This is a genomic window from Yoonia sp. (genome assembly GCF_030731595.1).
Classification (GTDB): domain Bacteria; phylum Pseudomonadota; class Alphaproteobacteria; order Rhodobacterales; family Rhodobacteraceae; genus Yoonia.
The window spans coordinates 1-2,227 of record NZ_JANQTS010000119.1 but is presented as its reverse complement, the minus strand read 5'-3'; the positions used below and the strand labels follow the sequence as shown (position 1 = coordinate 2,227).

3 protein-coding genes are annotated in these 2,227 nt (G+C 55.5%); 1 reads left to right on the top strand and 2 read right to left on the bottom strand.

Going from position 1 to position 2,227, the window contains the following annotated elements:
* Positions 1-147 (top strand): 30S ribosomal protein S21 (gene rpsU / locus NWQ23_RS14345; RefSeq protein ID WP_306167075.1); only part of this gene is annotated, 147 nt, incomplete at its 5' end.
* Between the two features lie 65 nt (positions 148-212).
* On the opposite strand, the gene NWQ23_RS14340 is transcribed toward rpsU, so the two are convergent.
* Together NWQ23_RS14340 and NWQ23_RS14335 are read right to left on the bottom strand one after the other, a co-directional pair.
* Positions 213-1,277: a Hint domain-containing protein gene (locus NWQ23_RS14340; RefSeq protein ID WP_306167074.1), complete on the bottom strand. Its 1,065-nt coding sequence runs from the start codon at positions 1,275-1,277 to the stop codon at positions 213-215.
* Positions 1,278-1,373: 96 nt separating this feature from the next.
* A partial coding sequence (locus NWQ23_RS14335; protein WP_306167073.1) for an FtsK/SpoIIIE domain-containing protein occupies positions 1,374-2,227 on the bottom strand: 854 nt, incomplete at its 5' end.

Below are 2,227 nucleotides of genomic sequence, written 5' to 3'. Positions count from 1 at the left end.
CTTCAGCGTGAGGGCGTCTTTCGTGAAATGAAGCTCAAGCAGCATTTCGAAAAGCCTTCCGTACGCAAAGCGCGTGAGAAAGCAGAAGCGATCCGCCGTCAGCGTAAACTGGCGCGGAAAAAGCTCCAGCGCGAAGGTATGCTTTAAGCAAACCTCCGACGTAACGAAGATAGGCCCCGTCCGAGCAATCAGGCGGGGCTTTGTTTTTGGTGCTATGGGGCAGTCATCGCGCGCAGGACCGAGACGCGCTTGTCCGAAATGCAGGGGCGGGCTGTTTTTGACTTCTGCAGGCTGGCCGCCAGTTCGGGAAACAACCCCGCGATCTCTGCTTGGGTCTCTGCGCTTTCCTCTTCGGCCAGCCCCGGCAGATAGCTTTCTGTCGGCAGGCCATTCGTCCAGACGATCTCGTGTCGCGCAAACATGAGGTGATAATAGACAATATCGGCACAACGATTGTCGACCAAGACCGAAGCATCATTGATCAGCTTCACGACAGGGACAAGGACCTCTTCCTCACCAAAAAGCAACTCGGCCTGCCAGCCCGACACGAGGATGCGGTGTTGTGGCGACAGATGTAGGTCCTGGGCGGGCAGGCCCGCGCCCATTGCATTACGCTTCACCAGTACAGGCCGGAACTTGGGGTTGGTCTCAAGAGCGACCGATGGCAACCGTGCAACTCCAATCCATTTGATCTGCTGGGCACCGTTGTCCATCGTGCTAACCCAGTCGCCAACTTCCAGATCTTCGATCAACCGCTGTCCATCGGGCGTCTGGACCATTGTCCCTGCGGTAAAGCATGGCGGAGCTGCAAGGCTCACATAAGGGTCGATTGGGCCTTCTTGGGTGTTCGACACCGTCAAGACCACGCCAGTGGGTGGAAAACCGTTGCCGGTGTCCACGAAGACCAACCCTTCGACCGTTGCATAGCTTTGTTGTCCGGGTACAGGTTCTCTGATGTTGAATGCCAGCACCCGATAGACGGTGCCGGTGGGATCAGTCAGGTCAAAGCTGAACTCTGCTTCGACAATGCTGCCACCAAGATAGGTCTCTCCATCCAGCGTTTGATTGCCAACCAGAACTTGGCTTGTGTCGTTATCTGCGAAGTCGGCGTCATTGTCGTCAATCAGAATGGCCTGCCAGTTGTTGGTGTTCAACGTGATGGTAGCACCATCCAAATGCGAACCGTCGCCTTGAGTTACGCCGGATAGACCCCCCGTACTGCTGCCTACGACGGTGATATCGCTTTCCCCCAAAACATAGATCGTTTGCTCTGGCAAAGTGCTGGGTCCTCTATTTCGTCATAATCTTTAACATGCACTTTCACAGGCCAAAAGTTAGCCAAAAAGGTATGCTTGCGGGCTGACTGAACCAGTTCAGTGCTGTTCCGGCACCAAAATCTCGCGTTTGCCCACATGGTTCGCCGAGCTTACGACGCCTTCTTCCTCCATTTGCTCAACAAGGCGTGCAGCCTTGTTATAGCCGATCGCCAGCTTGCGCTGGATGTAAGACGTCGAACACTTGCGGTCCTTGATCACGATGGCAACGGCGGTGTCATAAAGCGCATTGTCGCTGTCCGATCCGTCACCAAGGCCGAGTACCAGATCAATGCTGCTTTCAGTATCATCCGCTGGGCCTTCGATTACGCCGGACATATACTCTGGCGGACCAAAACCCTTGAGGTGGTTGACGATCTCTTCGACCTCTTCATCGCTTACAAACGGCCCGTGCACGCGCATGATCTTGGACCCGCCCGCCATGTAAAGCATGTCGCCCATCCCCAAAAGCTGCTCGGCCCCCATTTCACCAAGGATCGTGCGGCTGTCGATTTTAGACGTCACTTGGAAGGAAATCCGCGTGGGGAAGTTCGCCTTGATCGTCCCGGTGATCACATCCACCGAAGGGCGCTGTGTCGCCATGATCAGGTGGATGCCAGAGGCTCGGGCCATCTGCGCCAGTCGCTGAATGCAGGCTTCGATCTCTTTTCCGGCAACCATCATCAGGTCGGCCATCTCGTCGACGATGACGACGATATAGGGCAGAACTTCTGGCTGGAATTCCTCGGTTTCAAAGATTGGGTCGCCGGTTTCGTCGTCAAACCCTGTTTGGACCGTCCGGCTGAACATCTCGCCCTTGGCCAACGCATCCTTCACACGGCCATTAAAGCCATCAATGTTGCGCACGCCCATTTTGGACATCTTGCGATAGCGCTCTTCCATCTCGCCCACGA